This window comes from Chitinophaga tropicalis (assembly GCF_009758205.1).
In the GTDB taxonomy this organism is placed as follows: Bacteria; Bacteroidota; Bacteroidia; order Chitinophagales; family Chitinophagaceae; genus Chitinophaga; species Chitinophaga tropicalis.
The window spans coordinates 284,040-308,731 of sequence record NZ_WRXN01000001.1 but is presented as its reverse complement, the minus strand read 5'-3'; the positions used below and the strand labels follow the sequence as shown (position 1 = coordinate 308,731).

The window sequence follows — 24,692 nt, the reverse complement described above, 5'->3', positions numbered from 1 at the left end:
ACATGTATGAAATCTGATACCTCTGTACTATTGAATGATCTGCGTCTGCAGGTAAAAGAGCTTATGCGTATCACGCAGAGCAGATTCCTGGCAGAAACGCAGGAAACACTGTTAAAACAGCCGGAACCAGGTAAATGGTGTGCGGCAGAGTGCCTGGACCATCTGAACGCCTACAGCCGCTTCTATATTCCAGAAATGGAAGCTGCTGTTGCGGCACATAAAGGCACTGCGCCTGCCAGTTTTAAAAGCGGATGGCTTGGTAACTATTTTACGAAGATGATGCAGCCTAAACAGGACGGTACCTTGTCTATGAAAATGCAGGCCCCTAAAGCTTACCGTCCGCAGGCTGATCTTAATGCCGGACAGGTAGTCCAGGAATTTTCCATGTGGCTGCAGAGAATGGATGATGTGCTGGTGCGTGCTGCACAGGCAGATATTCAGCATATCAGGATACCTACTACGCTGGGTAACTGGCTGAAGTTTTCACTGGGAGATACTTTCAGGTTTGTGCTGGCTCATGAAGACAGGCATGTACGGCAGGCGTTGAGGGCAATGGTGTAAAGCTGGCTATTCTTCCTGTGCGGGATGAAAATGCTGATATACCAGTTTTGCCTTTGCTGTGCCTATTTCCTTTATGAGATCTTCTTCGGATAAGAGTTTTATCTTACTGACGGACCTGAATGTTTTCAGGAGCTGAGTGGCGGTGTTCTCTCCTATGCCTTTGATAGTTTCCAGTTCATTTTTAAAGGTGCCCTTACTGCGTTTCTGACGGTGGAAAGTGATACCGAAGCGGTGTACCTCGTCACGTACGCGCCGGATAAGTTTGAGGCTTTCGCTGTCATACGGCAGCTTGATACTTTCTTTATCTCCCGGGAAGAAGATCTCTTCTTCATTCTTAGCCAGGCCTATTACCGTCATACTACCTACCAGGTTCAGTTCCCGGATGCTTTCCATGGCAGAGCCCAGCTGTCCTTTACCACCATCTATGATGACCAGCTGGGGCAGTGGTTGTCCTTCAGCCAGCAGGCGATTATAGCGGCGGTATACTACTTCCTTCATGGAGGCAAAGTCATTGATGCCTTCTACGGTCTTAATATTGAAATGACGGTAGTCTTTTTTGGAAGCCACACCGTCCTTGAACACTACGCAGGCTGATACAGGATAGCTGCCCTGGAAGTTGGAGTTATCAAAGCATTCAATATGAAGAGGAAGCTCCTGCAGTTCAAGATCTGCCTGTAGCTGATACAGTACCTTTTTCCTTTCCATATCACTCTTTCCTTCCAGGTGAAGGATCTTCTTTTTATAAAGTTCTTCCCTGAAATAGTTGACATTCTTTTCGGACAGTTCCAGCAGTTTTTTCTTATCGCCTGCTTTAGGTACAGTTACGGTCACTTCTTCTTCGGGGTATTCCAGTTCTAATGGTACAATAATCTCCCGTGCAAGACTTTGAAAGGCGTCCCGCAGGTAGCCTACGGCATAAGTGAGTACTTCTGTATCGTCTTCTTCCAGTTTCTTTTCCAGCGTTACTGTTTTGGTATCGGCGATGGTGCCGTTCAGTACGCGCAGGTAGTTTACATAGGCGTGATTGCCTTCGCTGATAATGGAGAATACGTCTACGTTGCCAACGCGGGTGTTAACAATGGTAGATTTAGCCTGGTAGGCATGGAGGCTTTCTATCTTCTTGCGCATGATCTCAGCTTTTTCAAACTCCATGTTCATGGCATGTTCCTGCATCTGGTTGCGGAACATCTGCAATACAGGCCCCAGGTTGCCGCGTAATACGTTTTTAACAAGCTGTAATCCTTCCCGGTAGTCTTCTTCTGTCTGCAAGCCTTCACAGGGGCCTTTACAGTTGCCCAGATGATATTCCAGGCATACTTTGTATTTCCCTTTATTGATGTTCTGTTGTGAGAGATTGAGCGTGCATGTACGGAGCGGAATGTTATACCGGATCACTTCCAGCAGTTCTCTTACCCTTCCAACGGAGGTGAACGGGCCAAGATATTCTGAACCGTCTTTGATCACGTTCCTGGTCAGGAATACGCGTGGAAACGGTTCGTGTTTGATCACTATATAGGGGTAGGTCTTATCGTCTTTGAGGTTGATATTGTATCTGGGCTGGAACTGTTTGATCAGTGAATTTTCCAGCAGGAAAGCGTCCTGTTCGGAGCTTACGATAGTGAATTCTACATGGTGTATGGTTTCTACAAGTTTTTTTGTCTTGTAGTTATCGTGATTTTTCACGAAGTAGGAGCTGACCCTTTTACGCAGGCTTTTGGCTTTACCTACGTAGATCAGTTCTCCGGCCTCATTGTAGTATTTGTAGATTCCCGGCTGAAGGGGTATTGTATGTGATATCTGTTGAAATTCCGCTGCTGTCATGTTAAAAGGAAGATCAGTTTTGATGTTTCAGCAGCACTTTCACGTCCAGTTCCTTGGCTGGCAGAAAGGCTATTTTTTGCCAGGTCACGATGCGGATATGTTTGTTTTGCTGATACACCAGGTTCTGCTGGTATTCGTATACCAGGTTACGTACATGTTTATTCATTTGTACGTTGGTGATACGTTGGTTATTGTCTATATCGAGGATCACTTCCTGTGGAACGGTAGATGTGTTACGGGCTTTATACATGAGTGAATGTTTGCCGGTAAACTGGTCTGCCAGCAGGATGGTATCGTATGCTCCCTGCAGGGATGGTTTGTTCAGATCTGCTTCCAGGAAGGGTTGCAGGAGGTGTTGTAATTGTGAGGAGTCGGGAGTGGTAATGGTCATACTGTCCCTTTGCCCGTTCAGTACAACTGTTTTCTGAAGGGAGGGCCTGTGGGCTTCCATGTTATTCAGTTCCTGTTGAAAGTATCCTTTCAGGTCTCTGTACAGTCCGTTTGCATGTCTGCTGCCTGTGTTGGCGCTGCAGGAGGCCAACAGTGAGGCCAGGGCTATCAGTGTCCAAGAAAAACGATCCATTCAGCAAAGGTACTAAAAGTAAATGCGCCGTGAAAACGGCGCATCTGATGCATGAGCAAATCTGTCGAGAGCACTAAAAAACGTAAAACGGTTTATCTATCGTAATAGTTACAGGTTAGAATAATTAATTATTTTCTGTTCGTTTTTATACATTTTTGCCTGGTATTCTGTTAAAACGAAAGGCTGCTCTGCTTTTCAGCAGAACAGCCTTCCAGGGTGCGCATAGCGCGATCAGAATTTTTTATGACTAGATAAGATGATTATCAGATCAGTATATTACCTGTCATTTCTTTAGGAATTGACAATCCCATCAGGGTGAGAATAGTGGGCGCTACGTCTCCGAGTTTACCTGCTTTCACTTCACCTTTGAAATCATTGCTGATAATGAAGTAAGGCACCAGGTTGAGAGTATGCGCTGTATTTGGGCTACCGTCATTGTTGATCATGAAATCGGCGTTACCGTGGTCTGCAGTAAGGAATACGGTATAGTCGCTTTTCAGTGCCGCAGTGACAACTCTGTTTACGCAGGCATCTACTGTTTCTACGGCTTTGATGGCAGCTTCCCATATACCGGTGTGTCCTACCATGTCAGCATTTGCGAAGTTCAGGCAGATGAAGTCTGCTGATTTGCTTTCAATTTCAGGAACGATGGTATCGGTTACTTCAAGTGCGCTCATTTCCGGTTTCAGGTCATAGGTGGCTACTTTAGGGGAGGCCACTATCAGGCGGCGTTCGCCTTTAAATTCTTTCTCTCGGCCACCGGAGAAGAAGAAGGAAACGTGCGGGTATTTTTCTGTTTCTGCGATACGGATCTGGGTGAGGTTATTAGCTTCCAGTACTTCGCCGAGGGTGTTTTGCAGGTTGTCATTCTCGAATATAACGTGTACGCCTTTGTAGGTCTTATCATATTCGGTCATGGTGGTGTAGTGCAGGGGCACTACGCTCATGCCATAGTCAGGGAAATCCTGCTGGGTGAGCACCTGGGTGATTTCGCGGCAGCGGTCTGTCCTGAAGTTGAAGCAGAGTACTGCATCACCTTCCTGCAGGGAGCCTATAGCCTGGCCTTGTGCGTTTACGGTAACGATAGGTTTGATGAATTCATCTGTCACGCCTTCAGCATAGGATGCTTTGATGGCGGTAATAACATCCTGGGTAGGTGTGCCGGTGCCGTGTACCATGGCATCATAGGCAAGTTTCACGCGTTCCCAGCGTTTATCGCGGTCCATGGCATAGTAGCGGCCTGTTATGCTGGCTACCTGGCCGGTAGTTTTCTGCAGGTGCTGTACCAGGTCTTCCATGTAGCCGAGCCCGCCTTTAGGGTCGGTATCGCGGCCATCTGTGAAGGCATGTATGAACACTTTGGAAAGTCCTTTTTCTTTGGCTATTTCTGTGAGTGCTTTGAGGTGATTGATGTGGGAATGTACTCCGCCATCGCTCACGAGACCGATCAGGTGCAGGGCTTTGCCGTTATCTTTAGCGTAGTTGAAAGTAGCCTGGAGCACGGGATTGGCGGCCAGTTCTCCGGTGCGTATCGCTACGTTAATGCGTTGCAGTTCCTGGTATACAATGCGGCCTGCTCCAAGATTGAGGTGTCCTACTTCTGAGTTACCCATCTGGCCTTCCGGCAATCCGACATCTTCTCCGCAGGTGATGAGAGTACTGTGCGGGTATTTGTTATAAAGACTGCTGACAAAAGGTGTCTTTGCATGCGCTATAGCATCAGCGGCAGGAACCTGTCCCTGCCCCCATCCGTCCATGATAACGAGAATGGCTCTTTTCTTTTCCATATTTCCAGTGCGATTTTTTTTTGCAGTGTTACAAAAGACAGTCAAAGGTATGAAGCCTCTGTGAAAACGGCATCAAACTTAATGAAGTGCGTCCAGAATTTATAATTATAAAATTTTAAGCAGTGAACTGAAAAACTTTTATTGCAGTTAGGCTTTAATTTAAAATTATATATAACTAACTTCGTATTAGTTACTGTTTGTACTGTACAACGATAATTGTATTTTAGCCACTGCTCTGCAATTTGGCATAGTTTTAGCCCATTTCAAGTCAGGATGACCAAAAATTTACTACTTAATAAAAATCAGACGATGAAAAAGTTAATGTATGTGCTTGGTGCTGTGTTGTTTGGCGTCGTTATCACTGCATTTACACTTTCGGCCGCTACCATTAAACCTACTGTTACCGGGCCTTTTGAAGATGTAGTGAGTGCAATAAAGCAAGGTGATGTAAGCGCATTATCCCGTTACCTGGATAACACCGTTGAGATCAACATGGCGGGTAAATCCAATTCCTACAGCAAGGCGCAGGCAGAGATCATTCTGAAAGATTTCTTTGCCAAGAACCAGGTGAAATCATTTGAACTGATACACCAGGTTGAAAGTTCCGGAGGTTCCCGTATGGGTATTGCAAACCTGGGAACTACAGGAGGCTCTTACAGAACTTCCTTTTTCCTTCAGAAGAAAGGCGGTTCAATGGTATTGAATGAGCTTCGTTTCGAAAGTAAATAAAGTGTATTGTTAAGATTGATAGTGAAAGTCCGGGATGAATAACCCGGGCTTTTTTTATTTATGAAAGGCGTGTGGGAAGTACCGTCATGTGCAAAAGAGGAAATTGCCTTACTTTCGTTCTTTCAAACCGTGAGTATGTACCAGGAAGCAGCATTTACAGCACTTATACGAAACGCATTGGCAGAAGACATAGGGAGTGGGGACCATTCTACTTTAGCATGCATACCGGCTTCGGCGAGAGGAGGTGCAAGACTGAAGATAAAGGAAGACGGTATACTGGCAGGTATAGAGGTGGCAGAAGCCATATTCCGGATGCTGGACCAGTCTTCGATATTTAAGCCGCTGAAGAAGGACGGAGAAAAGATGACGGCAGGAGAGACTGCGTTTGAAATAGAGGCTTCTGTACATACCCTGCTGATGGGAGAACGACTTGTACTGAACTGTATGCAGAGAATGAGTGGCATAGCGACCCTTACACACAGCTATGTTGAGAAACTCAGAGGATATCATACCCGTTTGCTGGATACGCGTAAAACCACGCCTAATTTCCGCCTGCTGGAGAAGGAAGCGGTAAGGATAGGTGGCGGTGTGAATCACAGGATGGGATTATATGATATGGTGATGCTGAAAGACAATCATATTGATTTTGCGGGGGGCATTACAGCGGCGGTCACCAAAACGGTGGCTTACCTGGAGGAAAAGCAGTTACCCCTGCAGATAGAAGTTGAAACGCGCAGCCTGGAAGATGTGAAGGAAGTACTGGCTGTGGGGCAGGTACACAGGATCATGCTGGACAATTTTCCGCCGCAGCAGATCAGGGAGGCGCTGGCGTTGATAGGCGGCAGGTATGAAACTGAGGCTTCCGGGGGCATTAACCTGGGCAACCTGGAGGAGTATGCAGAGACGGGGGTTGATTATGTATCTGCCGGGGCTATTATCCATCACGCCGTAAGCCTTGACCTGAGTTTAAAAGCAATCTGATATCCAATAATGAAATATCCCTTACGTTGAGAAAGATACTTTTCATCATTAACCGTAAAGCCGGAACAGACAGAGAAAAAAGACTGGAAGGAGTGATCCGCCGGTATCTGACCACCAAGGCCTTTTCTATAGAGATAAAGCACCTGGAATACCTGGGGCATGGTACTGACCTGGCGCGTGAAGCGGTAAAGTCAGGTATTGATACGGTAGTGGCAGTAGGTGGAGATGGTTCTATCAATGAGATAGCCCAGGGACTTACCGGCACAGATACGGCATTGGCTATTATACCGCTGGGAAGCGGCAACGGACTTGCCAGGGCACTGAAAATACCATTGAAGGTGCCACATGCACTGGAGGTAATTGCCAATAACAGACGGAAGGCGATAGATGTGGGATATGCCAATGAATATATGTTCCTGAGTAATGCGGGTGTAGGTTTTGATGCGTTGATAGCAGATCAGTTCAGGCATACTACCAAAAGAGGTTTGTGGGGATATGCGAGACTGGTCATCAAAGGATTTACAAAATATAAAGGTCCTGCCTATTCTATTAATATTGACGGAAAAACCATGCAGGAAAGGGCTTTCCTGCTTACGGTGGCTAATGGTAACCAGTTTGGCTATGAGTTTAAGCTGGCGCCGGGAGCAAATGTATTTGACGGGCAGCTGGACCTCTGTGTGGTGCCTCCTATTGGTTTCTGGGGACTGATACCGATAGGACTGTATTCCCTGTTGGGCAATATTGATAAGACGAAGTACATGCAACATCTTACCGGCAGGGATATTGTAGTAAAGAGTGAGGAACTGGCATACCTGCAGGTGGATGGAGACGCCGTGCCGCTGAATGGTGCAGAGCAGGTAAGGTTCAGGGTGCAGCCGGGATCTTTACAGGTGATAGTAGCGCAATAAAGATTAGAGAGCTTAAACATAGTTTTATGTCCAAGAAAAAAAACACCGGGGGGATTGTTTATTCCACAGACCCTGACTTCCGGCCGGAGAGCGATAAACCGGAAGAAGTGGAAACGCTGGCGCCAGCACAGCAACAGCTGAAAGTGAAGCTGGATACCAAACAGCGTGCAGGTAAAGTGGTAACGCTGGTAGATGGTTTTATTGGCAAAGCAGAGGACCTGGAGAAACTGGGAAAGGAACTGAAAACAAAATGCGGGACGGGTGGCAGTGCCAAAGACGGGCAGATACTGATACAGGGAGATTATAAGGAGAAAGTGATCAAATGGCTGCAGGACTGGGGTTATAAAGCAAAATAATTATCAATACAGATACAGGACTCCTGGTATAACGATGGTATACCGGGAGTTTTGTTTTTTACAATGTTCTGAACATATGAGGTGTAAAGCTGGTCTGGCTCTTGAAGAAATGTGAGAAGCTGGCAGGTTCTTCAAAGCCCAGGCTGCGGGCTATGGCTGCAATGGGCCAGTCTGTATGTACCAGCAGCAGTCTTGCCTCCAGCAGGATACGCTGGCGTATATGTTCTGTTGTAGTACGGCCGGTCACACTTTTCACGGTAGCATTCAGGTGATTGGGATGTACGTTCAGCACCTGTGCAAATTCTCCAGCGGTTTTCAGGCGTATATGGTCCTGATCTGATGTGATGGGAAATTGTTTTTCCAATGTATCAGTGAACCGTTCTGCCAGCAGCTGTGCGGTGGTCAGGGAACGGTGCGGGGTATATTGCGTTGCGGCGGCCCGTCTGGCTTCCAGCAGGAGCAGCTGAAGATAGAGTGCTATGGCTTCATGGCTGTAGGAAGTGACGTTGCAGCTTTCTCTCATCATATGACAGAAGAGCCGCTGCATATGCTCACTCTGTTGTTCTGTAAGATGTACTACCGGGGTCCCTCCTATCTGGAACAACGGGTAATGTACCAGTTCATCACGGTTATGCCGCTGCATTTCAAAAAGCTGCTCGGTGAAGATGCAATAGTATCCATCCTGTTCTGTGCCTTTGGGCTCCCAGGTCTTTATTTCGGACTGGTTAATGAAAATGAGGACAGGAGGAGTGATCTGGTAGGAACGCCCACCCAGTGTAAAGAGGCCTTCCCCTTTTGTGATGAGGGATATCTTGTAGTAATCACGTCTGCTGGCTGAAATATATTCCCTGCATGGGTTAGTAGCGCGGGAGTGTACTGCAAAATGACCTTTGGGAGGTACTTTGAGTGCGGCCTTCCCCGGATTTACACTTATTTCTGAGAGATCATTACTGTTAGTAGCGGGCATATAGTAAAGTTACTGAAGCATCTTCATAATATGCTATTAAGGTGATGGCAAGACGATACGTTGATGATATGCGGAGTAATAAGGCGATAGATGGTTGTCTGCAAGGTTAAAGGGAGATTGTTTGTAGCCTTGTTGCATTTTTATTTTTGCAGAATTAACAAATATTTCACAACTTGGGAACACCTTTATCAACCAAAATCTTGTTTTCATCAACTGGGCTTTTTGATGAACTGCCTTAATCAACCAACTATCGCAGCAGTATACAAGATATAGATGGATTACATGTTATCAGAATACCTTACCTATGATTCTGACAACATGATAGCATGTAATCCATATCGTTTTTCAACCTGTAATTCCACTCTTTTACAAAACCGGACAGCGGGCAGTATCAAAACCGGACAGGTTTTACTGACCAGGCTTATTTCGTGAAAATAAATTCTATTTCTCCGAAGCCGAATTGCAGCATTTCACCTTCTTTTTCAACACAGAGTTTGCCATCTGGCAGTACGTCTCTGATAATACCTTCAAAGTACTCTCCGTTTGCGCGGTAAAGGCCGGGTTTTTCCATGCGGATAAGCTTGCTTTTATAAGTTTCCAGCAGGGTCGTGTACTGAGCGGGATGGAGCATCTGAAGCCGTTCCTGGAGGGCGGTGCAGAGTTCTCTGGCCAGTTGTACCGTGTCGAATGTTTTGCCTGTTATCTGGCGGAGAGATACAGGATTGGTGAGGTGTTCGGGGAATACTGCCTGGTTGATGTTGATGCCGAGACCGGTAATGGCATATTGCCATGTGTTGCCACGCAGGACATTCTCAATCAGGATGCCTCCTGCCTTTCTGTCACGCCAGTAAAGATCATTGCTCCACTTGATGGCGGTTTCATCGCCGGCGTATTTACTGAACCAGTCATACGCGCCGAGGGCTACTGCAACGCTGAGCATAAACTGCCTGGAAAGAGGCAGGGTGCCGGGTTGCAGGGCAATGGTGAGGATAATGTTTTCTCCGGGGGGCGAGAGCCATTGTTTACCACGCTGTCCTTTTCCGGCAGTCTGTTCCATTGCAAACCATGCTGAACCCGGTGTCACAGTGCCGGTGTTTACCTGCTCCATGGCATAGTTATTGGTGCTGTCTACTTTGTCTAAGATGTAAAATGGCTGTCCGATCACAGGGAAAATCTTTTCTTTTTGTTTTGAAGGAGCAAAGTAATTCATTTTATCTTTTTCTTAACAGAACGGGCAGAAGGGAAGTTAAGCAGGCAGTTGTGACAAGTGTATGAGTTACAGGCGATAAAGCCTTATTTATCACTAACTATTACGCATTATAACAATATCTTATTCCGGCGTTTATTTGCCGCTTCTTTAGTAATTTTGACAATTAAAGATTATTTTTAACCAAAAGAGATTTTATTGGCACCCTTAACCGTTCTGAGTACGAGAAAAAAGGCGTTAACACGCCTGAGTAGAGAAAGCGAGATTTTTTCCACCATCATTAAGGCCATCCAGGAGAAAAAAGGTGAAAATATTGTTTCTCTGGATCTGCGCCAGATTCCTGAAGCTGTGGCTGATTTCTTTGTTATATGCGAGGCGAACTCCACTACACAGGTGAAGGCAATTGCTGATTATGTAGAGGAGCAAGTACAGGAGCATACGGGAGAGCAGCCCTTCAAGCATGAAGGATTTACCGCACAACAATGGATACTGGTTGATTATGTGAATGTAGTGGTGCATGTATTCCAACCTGAAACCAGGCAGTTCTACAGCCTGGAGGATATGTGGAGTGATGCAGAACGAATGGAGCATAATGAGACTAACTTATAACTTTTAACTATTACCCGACATCCTTAAAAAGGGATCGTAAGATTATGGAAAGAGGCAACAACTTCAACAAGGGGTCAGACAAATCGCCAAAGAAAGGACCAAAGTTCAACATATACTGGGTGTATGCCTTTATCGGGGTAGCCTTGCTGGCAATGAACTTTTTAAACTTCGGGGCTCAGCCTAAAGAGCTTAGTTTCCAGGAATTTCAGCTGAATTACCTGAAACCGGGCGATGTGGACAGGCTCGTCGTAGTGAATAAAAAGTCAGTAGAGGTTTACATCAAAAAGGACCGCCTGAATGAACCTAAATTCGATAAAGTAGCGAAAGGCCGTTTCGGCGCCCCCAATGCGGGACCACATTTCCGGTTCAGCATAGGTAGTGCGGAAAGCTTTAAGACCGATCTGGACAAGGCCCAGGCCAACACACCACTGGAAGACCAGGTGAAAGTGACATATGAGGACAGGCAGGGATGGTTTGAGCCATTCATTCAACTGCTGCTGCCCCTGGTGTTACTGATAGGTCTGTGGATATTGCTGATGCGTAAAATGGGCGGCCCTGCCGGCGGTAGCGGCGGTCCCGGCGGTATCTTCAACATTGGTAAATCCAAAGCCACCCTCTTTGATAAAGGCACCCGTGTTAATATCACTTTCAGTGATGTAGCCGGTCTGGATGAAGCGAAGGTGGAAGTGATGGAGATAGTAGACTTTCTGAAAAATCCGAAAAAATATACTGCACTGGGAGGTAAGATACCTAAAGGTGCATTGCTGGTAGGCCCTCCGGGTACTGGTAAGACCCTGCTGGCAAAAGCAATGGCAGGTGAAGCACAGGTACCTTTCTTCTCTATGTCCGGTTCTGATTTCGTGGAGCTGTTTGTGGGTGTGGGCGCCAGCCGTGTGCGTGACCTGTTCAAACAAGCCCGTGAGAAAGCGCCATGTATCATCTTCATTGATGAGATAGACGCTATTGGCCGTGCAAGGGGTAAGAATGTGATGATGAGCAATGACGAACGTGAGAATACCCTGAACCAGCTCCTGGTGGAAATGGATGGTTTTGGTACAGACAGCGGTATCATTATCCTGGCGGCTACCAACCGTCCGGACGTACTGGACAGTGCGTTACTGCGCCCGGGCCGTTTTGACCGTCAGATCTCTATCGATAAGCCAGATCTGGCAGGCCGTGAGGCTATCTTCGATGTGCATCTGAAACCAATCAAGACCTCTCCTAACCTGGATATTAAGAAACTGGCCTCCATGACCCCCGGTTTTGCCGGCGCTGATATTGCCAACGTATGTAACGAAGCCGCACTTATTGCTGCCCGTAAAGGCAAGAACGAAGTGGAAATGGAAGACTTCAACGATGCGGTAGACAGGGTAATTGGTGGTCTGGAGAAAAAGAACAAGATTATTTCTCCTGAAGAGAAAGAAGTGATAGCTTATCACGAAGCCGGCCACGCTATCTGCGGATGGTACCTTGAACATGCCAACCCGCTGGTGAAGGTGACAATTGTACCACGTGGCGTAGCGGCACTGGGATATGCACAATACCTGCCTAAAGAGCAGTACCTCTATAATACCGAGCAACTGATGGACGATATCTGTATGACCCTGGGTGGCCGTGCAGTGGAAGACATTGTTTTCGGTAAAGTATCTACCGGCGCACAGAACGACCTGCAGGTGATTACCCGTATGGCGTATGCAATGGTAACCGTTTATGGTATGAACGACAAAGTAGGTAACGTATCCTTCTACGATCCGAACAGTGATCAGGCGTTCACCAAACCTTACTCTGAAGAGACTGCCAAGCTGATAGATGAAGAAGTACGTCAGCTTATTGAGAAAGCATACCAGCGTACCAAGAGCCTGCTCACAGAAAGGCTTGAGAACGTAAAAGTTCTGGCGCAGGAACTGCTGAAGAAAGAGGTATTATACCAGGCAGATCTTGAAAGACTGATAGGTAAACGTCCCTGGGATGTTCATCGTGAACATATCGCTAATAAGGAAGGTATGACCACAGAGGGCGTACATCCTACAGATATTATCAATCCTTCGCCTACACCTGCTAACGCGTAAGCTGATATGAAAATATCTCCCGCCAAGGAAAATATTCTTAAGAAGGTAAGAAATGCATTAAGTCAATCGGTACCGTTGCCCTTCCCCAATTCGGAGGGCAACAGTTCCGTTTTTATAAAGGAGCATGAAGGGCTGGAGATGAAATTTGCAGAAGAATTTGCCCGTTTACAGGGGAAATTCATTTTCTGCACAGGCAAGAACGAAGTACTGGACAATCTCCAGGCGCTGGCAGATTCCAGGGAATGGACAGATGTTCACTGTCAGACCCCTTCCCTGGTGAAACAGCTGCAGCAGCTATCCTTTCTGAACAAGGGAGACATGCATACCGCAGATGCTGCTATTACAGATTGTGAATGCCTGGTGGCGCGTACAGGCACTATCGTACTGAGCGCTGCACAGCCTTCAGGAAGAGCGTTGCCGGTATATACTCCTGTTCACATAGTGATTGCATACACTCATCAGCTGGTGTTTGACCTGAAAGATGCTATTTCCCGTCTGAAAGATAAATACCAGGGAGATCTTCCATCGGCAATCTCTTTTGCCTCAGGCCCCAGCCGCACGGCAGATATTGAAAAAACGCTGGTAGTAGGAATACATGGCCCCAGAGAGGTATATGTATTCCTGGTGGATGAATAAGAAATAAATTATTTAAGCATAATTTTGAGCAGCGCGTGATATTATCATGCGCTGTTCTTTTAAATGATCATGATGTTCAGGTTATTCCTAATCCCGCTGAGTGCAATTTTATTAGCCTCCTGCTCACAAGCGCCTTCTCCGGGCAGTGCAGCAGATTCCCTTTACACATTTACTGTGGATAAGCCATGCGCTGTAATTTTCAGGCCAACCGGCGATAAGCTCCGTGCCCTTAAAGCGGCTTTCGGAGAAAAGTCTTTTTCCGGCCTGATGGAAGTAAATAACAGTACCCTGATCGCAGACAGCCAGTTCCTGGCATCCAGGGGAGTGAAGATCTTCAGTACCAGCCTTACCCACCTGAAATTTGTACAGCCATTGGGAGAGCCGTTGTTTATCAATCTCAACCATGAGAAGTATGCCTGGGAGATATTCCTTTACCAGGGAGCAGGAGATCCGGTAAAGGCAGACCTTACAGATATTGAAGGCGCTTACAGGGAGTCAGGGTTGAAATGATAACAGTGGATTCCGGTATTTTTTTCATCTTTGCGGCTTATGCAGCATAAAATTCATCTTCCGGCAGGCAAAAAGGTCTATTTCGCATCTGATTTTCATTTAGGCACTCCTGATGCCGCAAGCAGCAGGATACGTGAAAAAAGGATCGTACGCTGGCTGAACAACGTTGCAAAAGACGCTGAACATATCTTTCTTGTAGGAGATATCTTTGACTTCTGGTTTGAATATAAAGAGGTCATCCCCAAAGGTTATACCCGCCTGTTAGGTACTCTGGCCGCATTAAAAGACCGCGGCATAGGCATCTCTGTATTTATCGGTAATCATGATATGTGGATGAACGGCTACTTCGAAGAAGAGCTGGATATTCCTGTTTATTACGAGCCTCAGACCTATGATATTGGTGGTAAGCTATTCTATATTGGGCATGGCGATGGTCTTGGTCCGGGAGACCATGGTTATAAAATGCTGAAGAAAGTATTCCGTAACCCGGTATGCCGCTGGTTGTTTTCTATCATTCATCCTTCCTGGGGTATAGGGCTGGCCAACTATTTCAGCCGTAAAAGCCGGGCTGCCACCGGTGGAGAGCTGGAAAAATTTCTGGGTGAGGAAAATGAATGGCTGGCTATCTACAGTAAAGAGATACTGCAGAAAGAACATTTTGACTACTTCATATACGGACACAGACACCTGCCGCTGGACCTTCAGGTTGGCCCTGGCAGCCGTTATATTAACCTCGGAGATTGGATCAATTATTTTACTTACGCAGTGTTTGATGGTGAGAAAACGACACTGGAATATGATGTTGACTAGAGCAATTACTTATTTGCTGAGGTCAACATATTAGTCTAAGATCTCATGCAGTATTGGAGGAGAGTTCAATTCTGTGAAATCAGGCATATGCAGTTTGAAGAAATCGAGATAGGCATATAACAGTTTCCTTCGTTTATCCTTATTCATTGTTATCTCTCCTAATTTTTCCCATTCATTACATTGGAACAGGCGGTCTGTTATTTCACTGCCGGCAGCATCGAGGTAGTTGCTGTGATGTGGAGGCAGGTCGGTGAATGAACCTTCCTGGAGGTCCAGGTAATGTGCGTATTCAGAATAGCGGCCATTCAGTCTGAACCCTAAATGTTCTGCCACTTTCAGTGTAAAATATAAGGGAATATTGGCCGCAATAGTGAGCGGAGCTGCATCAAGCACCTGTAGCGCCCTTTCTGCAAAGTAGTACATCTCCGGGTGCTGTTCCGGCTCTTTCAGGCTTTTTTGCAGTAACTCTATCATGTAGAGCGCTACTGTATTCTTTACTATATTAAAATGCAGGGAGGTATAGATGAAAGCCAGTTTAAATTCGGAGATACGCTGAATGTTTTTCTGTTCATGATGATATACCACCAGGTCCAGGATGTTGCCGGGCTGAAAGAGATTACCCTTTGCGGTTGGTTTGGAGGACCGGACCCCGTTGACCATATAGGACTGTACGCCGAACAGTTCGGTAAAGATATTTACGATGGCGCTGGTATCGCCATATTTAACTGTTCTTAATACTATTCCACGTGTTTTGTGTAACATATCTGCAAAGGCTCCCCTTCAAAATTACTAATTAATGAACACGATCTTTGTAACGAGGTGCTCTCCTCCTGTTTCCCCTGCAGCAAATACCAGGTATACACCACTTTGCGGCCTGTGGCCGGTATAATCAACTCCATTCCAGACAGCCTGTCCTCCCTGTGCGCGGGTCTGATATACCATTTTACCGCTTATATCTGTGATCTTTACCAATGCATTCTGTACCAGGCCACGGATGGCAATAGTGCCGCTGTACCCGTGAGGGACAGGGTTAGGAAATACCAGTACAGAGTCTTTCCGCATGGTGACCGGTTCTGTAGCTGTACCGCGCCAGGACATGAGTCCTTTGGCGGTGGCGAAATACACTTCCCCGGTAAGCGGGTCTATTGCTATCTGGTAAATATTGTTATCTGGTAAAGGGCTATTACCTGTATTGAAATGTTCGAGGATGGCATCCCCGGTTTCGTTGACCAGCCATGCGCCGTTAAGGGTGCCTACCCATTTCCTGTTGGCGCCATCTGTTGCAATGGTATTGACCTGTTCATCCTGGAAGAGGTAGCCGGCAAAATTACCCTGCTGTATGATGGGTAGAACGGCATCGCAGTTAACAGAGGCTGTATTCCCGTCACAGCTCAGTACAGCTATACCCCTGCCGGTGCCAATCCAGATGCTGCCGTTATGGTCTTTTGCCACACAATACACATCGTTGGACGGCAGGTTGCCCTGGCCGCTGCCCATGCGTAATTGCCGCCATTGATCATCGCTGGTATTGCGAAGGGTGTTGTTATGGTAAAATACATACAGCCCGTTGCTTTTGGGGGATACCATGTATACCTGGCCATAGTCGTCCGTAACCAGCTGGCTGATGGCATTGCCGGTCTGTGCGTAGGGACTCCTGAAGGTGAGCCAGGTATTATCGGGTTGTTTTGCCATCAGGTTGTAAGTGGCGCCATAGGCAGCTACCCATAGGTTAGCTGAGGCATCTGTTGCAAGTCCGCTTATATTATAACCTTTTGTTTCTGTCGTATAGGCGCCGTCTTCCCTGATATGCAATAGTCCACCGCCAAAAGAGCCTGCATAGATACCATTGCCTGAGGGATCTGTCGCCAGGGACATTACATCTTTTATTGTATCAGAGAACTGCTTCCATTCCCGGTCACGGAAAGAGTAATATCCGTTTGTATTGCCCTGGGCTGTCCATGAAGCGGTAACGCCTCCTGCTGCGGCCCAGAGGCTGTTCTTATAGAACAGCAGATCTCCTGAAATAATGCTGGCAGGAGCATCAGGACGGACGGGTATGCAGGCGCTGCCATCGTACCGGAGCAGTCCGCTCAGGCTGTCTGCTATCCATATTTCCTGTTCATAGGTAATGGTTTCACGAGGCCTTTTAATAAGCGGATACTGAATGGTGTTGATTATGGCAGCTTCGCTGTTGAGCACCACAATACGACCGGTGTTCGCATTGTTTTTTTCACTGAGTATGAGTTGCTGCTGATGTACGGTGAGGTTGAGAATATCCTGGTTATCGCTGTACCAGGGTACCCAGGTATTGTTTGTCAGCCTGAACAGCTGATTATCATACAGGCATATGAGCCGGCCGTTAAATGAGATAATCTGTTGGGATAAAGTGCCGGGGAGGCCTTCTGAAGCCGGTAGCCAGTTCCTGTAATCTGCCAGGTTGCGGCCTTTGAGGGGCGCTTTGTAGATACCTGAGGCTGTGGCTGCGTAAAGGGTGTCCTGTTGAATGGCAACTGCAAATACAGCGTTGTAGTTACCGGAGGGAAGGTAGGTATTGGTGATTTCTGGTATGGAGGTATTAATGACAACAATACCGAATTCTGTACAAAGGTAGGCATCGTCATTATTAAAGACAATACGGTACGTTGTTTTACCGGCATCTATCTGTTTGCGGAGCAGCTCGGGGATATTGATGATGTTATTGCCCTGCAGGAGATCCAGGTTGCCGTTGTTATATGCTACCAGTATGCATTTGCCGTTAGCCCCTATGGCGCTTATACCAATATCATGGAGGCCGTTCACTTTACTGTACCGGGTGATGTCCTGTTCAGCCCCAGTGGTAACGGAATACAGTCCCTGTGCGGTTGCGCAGTAGACCTTACTGTTATGAAGGGTGACGGAAACGGCGGGTAGAGATGGCAGGTGTTCCTGCCATTGACCAACGGGCACCTGCGCTGTGGCAGGAAAGGCCAGCAGGCAGTAAAGGATTATCCAGGTATAGCGGGTAACGGAAATACGGACCATAAGACAAAAATACTCATATGTTATTACTTTATGGCCGGGTTGTTATATATCCGAATCTCCCCCTTTTTTAGACAACTTTGATTACCTTTACGGCCTTACTAAAATACAACGATGCTTATGTGGCAACGCTTAGCGGGTTTCGTACTGAAATTCAGGTTATCCTTGCTGGTTTTATTGCTGGCAGGAACGGTGGTGATGGCATATTTCGCCAAGAAAGTAGAACTGTCCTATGAGGCCAACAAATCTATTCCGCTTGATAATATCAAGTATAAAGAATACATGGAGTTTAAAGGCCGTTTTGGAGAAGATGGGAACATGATGGTGATTGGTGTACAGACCGACAGCTTTTTTCAGAAGGATTTCTTCAATGACTATATACAGCTGAACAATGATCTGAAGAAAGTAGAGTTTGTGGAGAATGTGCTGAGCGTACCATTTGCTATCAACCTTGTTAAGAACGACAGTACGCGCAAGCTGGCAGCGCTGCCTATATTTAAGGGAGACCTGCAGCAGCAGGCAGCAATAGACGGTATGGCAGGTATTTTCCGTAACCTGCCATTTTACAAGGGCTTGTTGTATAATCCTGACACTCATGCCTATATGCTGATGATCAATATCAGGAAAGGCGTGATGGGAACGGCCCGCCGTTCGGAAGTGGTGGATAATGTGATGAAGCTGGGAACAGCTTTTGGGGAGAAGCATCATACAGAAGTACGTATGAGTGGTTTGCCGCTGATCCGTACTATCATGGCCAACAAGGTAAAGCGGGAGCTGAACCTGTTCCTGATGTTATCTTTTGCGCTGACAGCGTTGATACTGCTGGTATTTTTCAGGTCTATCAGCGCTGTGCTGATGTCTATGGTAGTGGTGGCTATCGGGGTGATCTGGTCTGTAGCCACTATTGTACTGTGTGGTTATAAGATCACGTTGCTGACGGCCCTGATACCTCCGTTAATTGTAGTGATAGGTATTCCCAACTGTGTTTATTTCCTCAATAAGTATCATACAGAATACGCGAAAGACGGCAACAAGACCCGCGCGCTGGTACATATGATACAGCGTATGGGAATTGTGACCCTGTTTACGAACCTGACAGCAGCTATTGGTTTCGGGGTGTTTTGCTTTACCAAGAGCGCCCTGCTGAAGGAATTTGGTGTAGTGGCAGGTCTGAACATCATGCTGATCTTTGCTATCTCGTTCGTATTCCTGCCGGCCGTGCTGAGCTATCTGCCTCCACCAAAAACAAAGCATACCAGTTACCTGGACAACCGTATGTTCCGCGCTTTGCTGGACGGGCTTACGGCCCTGGTATTCCAGTACCGCAAATGGGTATATGTTCTTTCTGTGGTATTCATTGCGGGTGCTGTGCTGGGTATGCTGCAGCTGAAGTCTGAGGCGCATATGCTGGATGACGTTCCGCAGAGTGACAAGCTCTACACTGATCTCAAATTCTTTGAACATAACTTCAAAGGTGTGATGCCGCTGGAGATTGCTGTAGATACAAAGAAGAAGAATGGTGTAATTGGATTGCAGACACTGGAGAAACTGGACCAGCTTACTAAGCTGGTAGAAGCGCAGCCGGATTTTGCGCGGCCGCTGTCTGTTGCAGAGGGGATCAAGTTTGCAAAGCAGGCTTATTATAATGGAGATGCCACCAACTATAGCATTCCCAACCAGTTTGATATAGGCTTCCTGGCCCCTTATCTGCGTATGAAAGGTAGTGAAGGCTCCAGCAAGGATGCTGCTGCTTTTGGCAAGCTGGTATCATCTTTTATGGACAGCACCAGGCAGGTGGCGCGTGTAAGTGTAAACATGAAGGACGTAGGTTCTTCAAGGCTGCCGGTGTTGCTGGATTCTTTACGTCCGCAGGTTAACCAGATCTTCGATACCGCTAAATACAATGTGACGTTTACGGGTACGAGTGTGATCTTCCTGGAGGGTAGCCGTTTTATCATTAACGGTCTGACAGAAAGTATAGTCCTGGCGTTTGTGCTGATCATTTTTTGTATGTTATATCTTTTCCGTTCGTGGAGGATGCTGTTAATATCGCTGATCCCGAATATTATTCCGCTGGCGGTAACAGCGGGTGTGATGGGCTGGCTGGATATTCCGCTGAAACCATCGACGGTGCTGGTGTTCAGTGTGGCATTGGGAATTGCGATAGATGTGACTATCCGTTTCCTGGTTAACTTCAAGCAGGAGTTGCCGCATCATAACCTGGATATTTCTGCTACGGTAAAACAGACCATTCAGGAAACCGGGTTGAGCATTATCTATACTTCCCTGATATTGCTGGCTGGCTTTATGATATTCAGTTTCTCAGAGTTTGGTGGTACCAAGGCGTTGGGCTGGCTTACTTCTCTGACATTACTGATGGCGATGATCACCAACCTTACCATTCTTCCTGCGTTGCTGTTGTGGATGGAGAAGGCGTTGTTAAAGAAGGCGCAGAAGAAGCAATTATGGAATACGCTGGATGAGGAGCAGGATCTGGACATGTCAGAATTAGGTCTGAAAGACAGAGAGAAAAGAGGTTAGAGATATTGATAGTTCATATATTAGAAAAAACGCTCAAGGCAAATTAACTTGTCTTGAGCGTTTTTCGTTACTCTCCAAATAATCTAGTGGGCTACATTCATCCACCCCATTTAGCCGTTTGTATAAAAGGATGTTTAATACCCACTAAAAAGTATGAGGTTTATCATGCCATTCTAACCTCTTTTAGTTCATGAAAAACAAGTACTTAAAGGGCGCTCATTTGTCTGAGCGTAAATTTAAGGAGATACTGCGGCTATTTGCCGAGGATCTCACTGCCACTCAGATTGCCAACATCAGCGGAGTAAGCCGCGTGACCGTTAACAGCTATCTCAAAAAGATCCGCCAGCAGATAGCCCGTCATTGCGAAGCATTGCAACCTTTAGAGAGCGGTCATCGTTCTCAGGCCGTGCGTAATGTTCACCATTCTACAGAAGAAACTGCAGTTAAAACGGATGCAGGCCGTAATATCCGGCCGGTGGTCTTTGGTATATACCGGTCTTTTGACAGGTTGCATACTGAGATACTGCCTGATGTAAGCAGGTCTATGATCCATTCTGTGATACGCAGTAACCGTTCTGTACTGGAAACGCAGAACGTAGCGGAAAGGATCCGACGTTTCAGTAATGTAGCAGATCTTGGTCAGTACAGGCTGTACAACCTGGAGAACGACGGTGCCATAGCGGTTGCTGATGACGTGGATGCTTTCTGGGGCCTGACAAAACATCGTCTGGCCAAGTTCAAAGGATTAAACCGTAGTACGGTATATCTGCATTTGAAAGAGTGTGAGTTCCGGTATAATAACAGGAACGAGGACATTTATGAAACCTTGCTTGAGTTGCTGAAGGAACAGCCATTAAGTCTTTCCTGACAGGGTCTTTTTATGCAGAGAATAAGTTTTTATTTAAATCTGGTAACCCGGATTTAGATTTTGGTTGATGAGCGCGCAGGTGGCACTCTTGCCGCCTGCCTTTTATTGATAAAATGTATGTAGAATTTAAGAAATAAAATTTTCCATGTTATGTTAATGCATAGTTAAAGGAATGATCCAGAACATATTTTTCGGGTATTTATTTCAGAAATAAATGTTAATAATCTAACTTTGAACGTTAAAGTTAAGTTAAACAACAAGATCAAGGGGAATGCTTATGAGAGGCGATGCCAACTCTTAACCCACCTGTACTATTCAAGGTAATGTATTGTTAGTTTATTATTATTTATCAACGGAAACTAAAAATTAAACCAGGGGGTTTATCAGCGAAATTATTTGTGTTTACTAATGTAGCGTAAACAAAGATTTTCGGGATCAGTGGTCGGTTCCGGAGGGTTTTTTCTATTCATATATTTTAAAAAACGGAAACAAAACATGCTTATGAGGAAAAGTTTATTTTTCCTCCTGTCCGCCCTATTGCTTGTCGGACAGGTGGTTGCGCAAAACCGTACCATCACGGGGAAGGTTACTTCCGGTGATGATGGTCAGCCGGTAATTGGCGCTACAGTTATTGTAAAAGGCACTAGTGTAGGTACCGTAACCAATACAGATGGCGTTTACACCATCCAGGTACCTGAAGGCGCTGGTGTACTGGTTGTTAAGTTTGTAGGGATGAAGGACCAGGAATTGAAGGCCACCGGTACAAAAGCAAACGTGGTACTCTATCCTGATGTAACCAAGCTTACAGAAACAGTTGTAACGGCAAATGCTATACGAAGAGATAAAAGCTCTCTTGGTTATGCAGCTCCCACTTTAAAGAATGATGAACTCACAAAAGGACAAAGCACCAGTCCGCTGAATGCGCTGGCAGGTAAAGTGGCCGGTGTGAACATTTCTACCAGTGCCAATGCTCCGGGAAGTTCTTCGAGGATAGTGCTCAGAGGGGGTTCTTCTATTGCCGGTAACAACCAGGCGCTGATGGTAATTGATGGTGTGCCTATCGATAACTCCAGCATCATTGGTGGTGGAGACAGCCGCAGCACTGTAGACTTCGGTAACCGAGGTAATGATATCAACCCGGAGGACATCGAATCTGTTACTGTGCTGAAAGGCCCCGCTGCCGCTGCGTTGTATGGTTCACGTGCTTCCAACGGTGCGTTGATCATCACGACGAAGAGTGGTAAGAAAGCAGGCGCCAACAAGAAGAATGAAGTTACTTTCAACACAGGTGTTACTTTCTCCAACATTGCCAAGCTGCCGGAATTCCAGAACAGATATGGTCAGGGATATGATATGGCAGTTATAGACCCTCGTGAAAACTGGAGCTGGGGACCTGAATTTGATGGTGTGGAAAGAGAATGGGGACAGTCTATTAACGGTGTAAGACAGAAGAAAGCTTACTCTGCCGCCAAAAACAATGTGAAGGATTTCTTTGAACTGGGTAAGGCTATCAACAGTAACCTGTCTCTGTCAGGTGCAGGAGAAAAGACCACTTACTACCTGTCTCTCAACAGTCTGAACTCTGATGGAGTAATGCCAGGCGATTACGATAAGTATAACAAATACGGTATTCGCTTTAATGGTACTGCTCAGCTGAACAACAAGATCTCTACCTCTGTTTCATTTAACTATAATAAGATAAACAGCCAGATGATCCAGGGTGGTCAGGGTGATGCATCTGTATTTGACAACGTATTGCAGACCCCGCGTGATATTCCTGTTGATAAAATGGGTGACCTGAGCAATCCTTATAACAGCTTCGGTAATACTTTTGATGAAAATGGTAATCCTACTTATGGTTACTATGGCGCTTATACGAAGAGCCCTTACTATATCCTGAAGAACTACAAGAACCTGAATGATGTGGACAGGATTACGGGTAACTTCACCCTGAACTATAAGCCACTGGCATGGTTAGATGTAGTTGAAAGGGTAGGCGCTGACGTTTATTCTGACCGTCGTACCTATAAATATCCCAAGTTTGATCTGTTGCCTGCAGACGATATTAAAAGGTATTACAAACCAGGTTCCCAGAACCAGACTTCCCTGGGTATGTATTCTAAAGACCAGTACAACCTGAGTGAAGTTACTCATGACCTGATGGTGACTGCTAAAAAGACTTTCGGTGATTTCAATACTTCACTGATGGTAGGTCACAACATCCGCCAGCGTATATTCAACACCACTGAAATGCAGACCAACCCTGCAGGTCTGGTAGTACCAGGTCTGTACAATGCAGATAACAGTAATGGTCCGCTGGTTACTTTTGATGAAGTGACCAAACGCCGTCTGATAGGTTTGTATGGTGAATTGAACGTGTCTTATAAGAACATGATCTATCTGGGTGCTACTGCAAGGAATGACTGGTCTTCCACTCTTCCTGTGCAGAACAGATCATTCTTCTATCCGAGTGTGAATGGTGCATTTGTATTCACCGAACTGACTAAAGATACCAAACTGGCAGAGATACTGAACTACGGTAAAGTACGCGCCAGCTGGGCACAGGTAGGTAACGACGCGGATCCTTATCTGCTGCGTACTTACTACCAGAAAGCAATGATAGACAGGCTTGGTTTTGGTAATACCACTTTCCCTTTAGATGGTGTGAACGGCTTTACCCTGGGCGACCTGATAGGCAATCCTAACCTGAAACCGGAGATCACTACTGCATTTGAAGTAGGTACTGAACTGAATTTCCTGGATAACAGGCTGTCTGTTGATTTCTCTTACTACAGCAACAGATCCAAAGATCAGATACTGAAAGTGCCTTTGCCTCCTTCTTCCGGTTTTACCCAGAAAACATTGAACACTGGTGTTGTTGAGAACAAAGGTGTGGAACTGAGCCTGAGGGGTACACCGCTGCGTACTGCTTCCGGCTTTACCCTGGAGCTGTTTGGTACTTATACCAAAAATACCAACAAGGTGCTGGATATTACCGGTGCTGACCAGGTTGTAATTGGTGGTTTAAGCGGTATGAGCATTGTAGCTGCAAAGGGAAAACCTTATGGTACTTTCTATGCACAGGATATTCAGCGTGATGACCAGGGCCGTGTAATAGTGAGCAGCAATACGGGTATGCCTTTGCTTACCAGTGGTGCGGTTTACCTGGGTTCCTATAATCCTAAATACCAGGCTTCATGGGGTGCTAACGCTTCTTACAAGAACTTCAGTTTCAGCATCCTGTTCGATACCAAACAGGGCAATAAATTCTTCTCACGTACCAAAGACATCCTGGACTTCACCGGTGCTGCCTATGAAACTGCTGTTGGCGGACGTGAGAATACTGTATGGGAAAATTCAGTGGTGGATGATGGTACCGGCAAACTGGTGCCTAATACAAGCGTCACATATGATAAGCAGAACTGGTTCCCAAGTGTGATCCCATCCGGACAGCACATAGTGGACGCATCTTATATCAGACTGCGTGAGGCCAGCCTGAGTTACCGTTTACCTCAGCATCTGCTGAACAGGACTCCGTTTGGAGGTCTGAGTGTGGGGGTGTTTGGTAACAACCTGGCATTGTGGACTGCAAAAGAGAACAGATATGCTGACCCTGAAGTAAACTCAGGCGGCGCCGGTAATGAGCAGGGCTTTGACTTCACTGCACAGCCATCTCTCCGCAACTTTGGTTTCAATGTAAGGGTGACATTCTAAGGTTTTAAAAAAAGAGA

At 46.3% G+C, this 24,692-nt stretch carries 20 protein-coding genes; 13 read left to right on the top strand and 7 right to left on the bottom strand.

Annotated elements, in window-relative coordinates:
- Positions 1-6: 6 nt before the first annotated feature.
- Positions 7-561, top strand: coding sequence for a DinB family protein (locus GO493_RS01320; RefSeq protein WP_157304261.1), 555 nt, complete (start codon positions 7-9; stop codon positions 559-561).
- 6 nt (positions 562-567) lie between these two features.
- Here GO493_RS01320 and uvrC read toward each other — a convergent pair whose 3' ends face one another.
- The 3 genes from uvrC to gpmI all read right to left on the bottom strand — a co-directional run bounded on the left by uvrC (position 568) and on the right by gpmI (position 4,752).
- Positions 568-2,382 (bottom strand): excinuclease ABC subunit UvrC, encoded by a 1,815-nt coding sequence (gene uvrC, locus GO493_RS01315; protein ID WP_157304260.1) that lies wholly within the window; start codon positions 2,380-2,382, stop codon positions 568-570.
- 13 nt (positions 2,383-2,395) lie between these two features.
- On the bottom strand, positions 2,396-2,965 hold the full coding sequence (locus GO493_RS01310; RefSeq protein ID WP_157304259.1) for a hypothetical protein: 570 nt from the start codon (positions 2,963-2,965) through the stop codon (positions 2,396-2,398).
- A 263-nt stretch (positions 2,966-3,228) separates the two neighbouring features.
- Positions 3,229-4,752, bottom strand: coding sequence for a 2,3-bisphosphoglycerate-independent phosphoglycerate mutase (gene gpmI / locus GO493_RS01305; protein ID WP_157304258.1), 1,524 nt, complete (start codon positions 4,750-4,752; stop codon positions 3,229-3,231).
- Positions 4,753-5,061: 309 nt separating this feature from the next.
- Here gpmI and GO493_RS01300 point away from each other — a divergent pair, with 309 nt between their 5' ends.
- The 4 genes from GO493_RS01300 (at position 5,062) to GO493_RS01285 (ending at position 7,726) form a co-directional block, all read left to right on the top strand.
- A complete protein-coding gene (locus GO493_RS01300) occupies positions 5,062-5,481 on the top strand; it encodes a DUF4783 domain-containing protein (protein ID WP_157304257.1) in 420 nt (139 codons plus the stop codon).
- A 135-nt stretch (positions 5,482-5,616) separates the two neighbouring features.
- Entirely contained in the window at positions 5,617-6,462 is an 846-nt protein-coding gene (gene nadC / locus GO493_RS01295) for a carboxylating nicotinate-nucleotide diphosphorylase (RefSeq protein ID WP_157304256.1), read from the top strand.
- A gap of 26 nt (positions 6,463-6,488) precedes the next feature.
- Complete coding sequence (locus GO493_RS01290) at positions 6,489-7,370, top strand: diacylglycerol/lipid kinase family protein (RefSeq protein WP_157304255.1); 882 nt, start codon at positions 6,489-6,491, stop codon at positions 7,368-7,370.
- A 26-nt stretch (positions 7,371-7,396) separates the two neighbouring features.
- Positions 7,397-7,726, top strand: coding sequence for a translation initiation factor (locus GO493_RS01285; protein WP_157304254.1), 330 nt, complete (start codon positions 7,397-7,399; stop codon positions 7,724-7,726).
- A gap of 58 nt (positions 7,727-7,784) precedes the next feature.
- On the opposite strand, the gene GO493_RS01280 is transcribed toward GO493_RS01285, so the two are convergent.
- Positions 7,785-8,693 (bottom strand): AraC family transcriptional regulator, encoded by a 909-nt coding sequence (locus GO493_RS01280; protein WP_157304253.1) that lies wholly within the window; start codon positions 8,691-8,693, stop codon positions 7,785-7,787.
- Positions 8,694-9,114: 421 nt separating this feature from the next.
- Positions 9,115-9,903: a biotin--[acetyl-CoA-carboxylase] ligase gene (locus GO493_RS01275; RefSeq protein WP_157304252.1), complete on the bottom strand. Its 789-nt coding sequence runs from the start codon at positions 9,901-9,903 to the stop codon at positions 9,115-9,117.
- A 195-nt stretch (positions 9,904-10,098) separates the two neighbouring features.
- Here GO493_RS01275 and rsfS point away from each other — a divergent pair, with 195 nt between their 5' ends.
- The 5 genes from rsfS (at position 10,099) to GO493_RS01250 (ending at position 14,534) form a co-directional block, all read left to right on the top strand.
- On the top strand, positions 10,099-10,509 hold the full coding sequence (gene rsfS, locus GO493_RS01270) for a ribosome silencing factor (RefSeq protein ID WP_157304251.1): 411 nt from the start codon (positions 10,099-10,101) through the stop codon (positions 10,507-10,509).
- A gap of 44 nt (positions 10,510-10,553) precedes the next feature.
- Complete coding sequence (gene ftsH / locus GO493_RS01265; protein WP_157304250.1) at positions 10,554-12,578, top strand: ATP-dependent zinc metalloprotease FtsH; 2,025 nt, start codon at positions 10,554-10,556, stop codon at positions 12,576-12,578.
- Between the two features lie 6 nt (positions 12,579-12,584).
- The gene (locus GO493_RS01260) at positions 12,585-13,214 is read left to right on the top strand and encodes a LutC/YkgG family protein (protein WP_157304249.1); all 630 of its coding nucleotides are present in this window, start codon (positions 12,585-12,587) and stop codon (positions 13,212-13,214) included.
- Positions 13,215-13,286: 72 nt separating this feature from the next.
- Complete coding sequence (locus GO493_RS01255) at positions 13,287-13,724, top strand: hypothetical protein (protein WP_157304248.1); 438 nt, start codon at positions 13,287-13,289, stop codon at positions 13,722-13,724.
- 39 nt (positions 13,725-13,763) lie between these two features.
- Entirely contained in the window at positions 13,764-14,534 is a 771-nt protein-coding gene (locus GO493_RS01250; protein ID WP_157304247.1) for a UDP-2,3-diacylglucosamine diphosphatase, read from the top strand.
- Positions 14,535-14,564: 30 nt separating this feature from the next.
- Here the strand turns inward: GO493_RS01250 and recO are convergent, their stop codons facing one another.
- Both recO and porZ read right to left on the bottom strand, forming a co-directional pair.
- Positions 14,565-15,296 carry a DNA repair protein RecO gene (gene recO, locus GO493_RS01245; protein ID WP_157304246.1) on the bottom strand — a complete coding sequence of 244 codons (732 nt, stop codon included), beginning with the start codon at positions 15,294-15,296 and terminating at the stop codon, positions 14,565-14,567.
- Between the two features lie 27 nt (positions 15,297-15,323).
- Positions 15,324-17,555, bottom strand: a complete 2,232-nt coding sequence (gene porZ, locus GO493_RS01240; protein ID WP_157304245.1) for a type IX secretion system anionic LPS delivery protein PorZ — start codon at positions 17,553-17,555, stop codon at positions 15,324-15,326.
- Between the two features lie 117 nt (positions 17,556-17,672).
- On the opposite strand from porZ, the gene GO493_RS01235 reads away from it, so the two are divergent.
- The 3 genes from GO493_RS01235 to GO493_RS01225 all read left to right on the top strand — a co-directional run bounded on the left by GO493_RS01235 (position 17,673) and on the right by GO493_RS01225 (position 24,675).
- Complete coding sequence (locus GO493_RS01235; protein WP_157304244.1) at positions 17,673-20,093, top strand: efflux RND transporter permease subunit; 2,421 nt, start codon at positions 17,673-17,675, stop codon at positions 20,091-20,093.
- 190 nt (positions 20,094-20,283) lie between these two features.
- On the top strand, positions 20,284-20,961 hold the full coding sequence (locus GO493_RS01230; RefSeq protein ID WP_157304243.1) for a LuxR C-terminal-related transcriptional regulator: 678 nt from the start codon (positions 20,284-20,286) through the stop codon (positions 20,959-20,961).
- A 501-nt stretch (positions 20,962-21,462) separates the two neighbouring features.
- Entirely contained in the window at positions 21,463-24,675 is a 3,213-nt protein-coding gene (locus tag GO493_RS01225; protein WP_157304242.1) for a SusC/RagA family TonB-linked outer membrane protein, read from the top strand.
- Positions 24,676-24,692 lie beyond the last annotated feature (17 nt).